Genomic DNA, 2587 nt, shown 5'->3' with positions numbered 1-2587 from the left:
GTCGSACTTTTTTATATTTTCACTGTCCGCCCCACAATGTGGCTGATGACGCTCAATCAGGACAGCCGTATTTTCCATCGAAAGTCTGTACCGGAAATCTTAACGATCCTGCTTAAAGAGCATCGTATTTTATTTACCCGCGATACGCTCTATAAACGCCATGTCGAACGGGAATACACCACGCAAAAACGCGAATCCGCCTATGATTTCTGGTGCCGACTGGCGGCGGAAGAGGGCATTATCTTCTGGTTTGAGGAAAAACAGACGTTGTTCTGTGATTGCCGCCTGGGCATGCAGGCGGATATCGAACTGACTTACAATACGTACCCTGAAACGGACGAGACAGACACCACCGCGTACCAGTGGAGTTATGGCGAATACCTGTGTTCGAATGGCACGGTCCAGAAAGACCATAACTTTCTTAACCCTAAATATTCGCTTGAGCATCAGACGCAATCCGACGATAGCGGACACAACTCGGTGTTTGAAAGTTACGGCCGTTTCCAGTGGGACGAGGAAGCAAAACCGTTTACCCAACTGCGGCTGGAACAGTTACGAAACTACAGCAAAGTCGGCACCGCCAAAACCAACTGTATCCGGCTGCGTCCGGGCAAAATTTTTACCCTGCAATCCCATCCCATAGAGGCCATGAACGACCGCTGGCAGGTGCTGTCTGTCACGCATTATGGGTGGCAACCAGTCGCGTCGGACGACGGCGGCGAAGGAACCACGCTGACCAACGAGGTCGCCTTTATTCCGGGGCGACAGGACTGGCGGCCCCCTTACCGCTACAAACCGCTGGCGGACGGTGATGAAGTCGCCACGGTAGTCGGGCCGGGAAGCGAAGAGATTTATGTGAACGAACACGGCGCGATACGGATTCATTTCCACTGGAACCGTTACGATAAAGCGGACGACCTCGCGTCTTGCTGGGTACGGGTGGCACAAGGCTGGAACGGCAACGGTTTCGGTTTTATGGCGATACCGCGCGTCGGGCAGGAGGTGATAGTCAGCTATCTCAACGGCGATATCGACCGCCCGATTGTGACGGGGTGTACCTACAATGGCCTCAACCGTCCGCCGCTTGATTTACCGCTGGAGAAAACCCGTACCACCTTTAAAACCCGGACTCGCGGAGGACAGGGATTTAATGAACTGCGTTTTGAGGATGAAAGAGGCAGCGAGGAAGTGTTTATTCATGCTCAACGGAATATGAAAACGCAGATCCTCTGGGATAAAACCACGCAGATAGGCCATGACCAGCAAACAGAAGTGGCGCATAACCGCGCGGCGATAATTAAAAACGAGGATGATGAAGCGGTGCAGGGCTGCCAGACGCTTGAAGTCGGTCAAAATCAAACGGTGACCATTAAAGGCCAGCAAGTCGTTTCCGTTGGTAAAAGCCATCAATTGAACATCGAAGATAACCAGCAAATTACCGTGGGTAAACATATCACAATGCACTCGGAAAGCGGGCAAATCATCATTGGAAACGCAGGCGGACAGATAGTTATTGACCCGATGGGGAATATTCGTATCGAAGGGGTCAGCATCACCATGACTGACCATGTGACAGGAAGAAAATCCGCCGGCGCGCTGTTTGACTACTCCGCTCGCTATACCTTGCTCAGTGAACAGAGCGGTAAACCCCTGGCGCATACCCGCTATACCATTACCACCGCTGGCGGTCAGACTCTTTCCGGTAAAACCGATGGGCTGGGCAGAACGATGACTGTACGGAGTGAGGCCGAAGAAAATCTACAACTGAGTTCGCCGGAAGCCTCACCGAAACCGAAGCAAACCTTATATCAGGCCAGTGATAACACACCGGTAGAGCATGTGATGGAATTTACGGAGAAATAAATATGGCAATATCCAACAGTGGCAAGATGTGCCCGGCTGTCACCTCAATTAACTGTACGATGGAAATAGGCGTCTTTCCCGCCGATGAAGATCCCTGTTATCTGGCGAGAAAAGCCGAATATGCCCTGCGTCTGCCGGCAATGATTATCACCAAACAGGGAGTCATTCGCTTTCTTAATCAAATTATTATGAGTGGGTTGATTAAGGTTGAGGAACTTAAGCATGACGTTCTGTGGTCTTATAAAGCGGAAGTGGTGTTTGCTATCCGAGGAGAGCAAGATGTCCCCTTACCCATGCTGGCAACTAGCCAAGACTCTAAGCAGCGTTATGGCGATAATTTACCGCAATCCAGTAATCCGTTCGCCCGGCCTTCTGCCGACGATGTAGAAAAATTTGGGGTTGTTGGTATCCGTCGGCCCGATATTATTCTGGTTAAAGATGAAACTCTCCGCTGGCCGGGCAGAAATGCCACCTACTTTGATGGTTCTGTGCACCCTGATAATTTAAAGATGTTGATTGAAGTGAAATTTCCGGGTGATAAACTTGCCGAAGATCAAGAAATAGATTACATCCAGATTGCAACCGAAGACCGCTTTGGTGTAATGCGTATCAGCGATAACCGCACAGAAGAACAAAAACAGTATGATGAAGCGTGGCGAAAACTTTATCAGCCCGGTTCTCAACACTATAAAAATCCCATCCCACTGGCCCCGCTACCGTCCGG

2 protein-coding genes are annotated in these 2587 nt (G+C 50.5%); both read left to right on the top strand.

What is annotated here, in order from left to right:
• A partial coding sequence (tssI, locus tag C6H66_RS25095) for a type VI secretion system tip protein TssI/VgrG (RefSeq protein ID WP_105397056.1) occupies nt 1-1863 on the top strand: 1863 nt, incomplete at its 5' end.
• A 2-nt stretch (nt 1864-1865) separates the two neighbouring features.
• Nucleotides 1866-2587, top strand: a 722-nt coding sequence (locus tag C6H66_RS25090) for a VRR-NUC domain-containing protein (RefSeq protein WP_146111147.1), incomplete at its 3' end; no start/stop codon positions are given.

The sequence above is a fragment of the Photorhabdus hindustanensis genome (genome assembly GCF_002968995.1).
In the GTDB taxonomy this organism is placed as follows: Bacteria; Pseudomonadota; Gammaproteobacteria; order Enterobacterales; family Enterobacteriaceae; genus Photorhabdus; species Photorhabdus akhurstii.
Note: the sequence above shows the minus strand (reverse complement) of the source record. Positions and strands in the feature narration are given on the sequence as shown.